Here is a 631-nt window from a genome sequence, read left to right as displayed (position 1 = left end):
AAGATGATATTAGTCTTTTTCAGGCGCAAGCTTTGGCTGCGGCACTTGATAACGAGACTCTACCCGAGAAAGGTGATGCCTTACCTCCATTTTGGGAGTGGATGTATTTTCTGCCAACGCCAAAAGCCAGTGCAACAGGTGTTGATGGGCACCCGGATAAAGGTGGCTTTTTACCCCCTGTACCACTTCCTCGCAGGATGTGGGCGGCCGGTGAGGTTGAGTGTCATAAGGCTTTGATTATTGGCCAGCCGGCCTCTCGATTATCGACGATTGAATCTGTTGAACTTAAAACGGGTAGTACCGGCGTGTTGGTTTTCGTTAATGTTCGCCATGATATTTCACAAGCGGGTGAGCTGTGTATCAGCCAGGTACAGAATATTGTTTACCGGGAGCAACCAACAGAAAGAGCTGAGTTGCCACCAGGCAAGCCTGCGCTTTCTGAAGCCGATTTTTCGCAAGAAATCACGCCAAACCCAGTGTTGCTATACCGCTACTCGGCGCTGACTTATAACGGCCATCGTATTCATTATGATCGCGACTACGCGGTAAACGAAGAGCTGTATCCTGCCTTGGTTGTTCATGGGCCATTGCTGGTGACTTTATTGTTAGAACTTAAACGTCATAATATTGC

General features: G+C 48.3%; 1 protein-coding gene. It reads left to right on the top strand.

From position 1 onward, the window contains the following. On the top strand, positions 1-631 hold a 631-nt coding region (locus A3756_RS18430; protein ID WP_068554215.1), incomplete at both ends, for a MaoC family dehydratase N-terminal domain-containing protein.

This window comes from Oleiphilus sp. HI0086 (genome assembly GCF_001635225.1).
The sequence above is the reverse complement of the archived record's forward strand: the minus strand, read 5'-3'. Positions and strand labels throughout refer to the sequence as shown.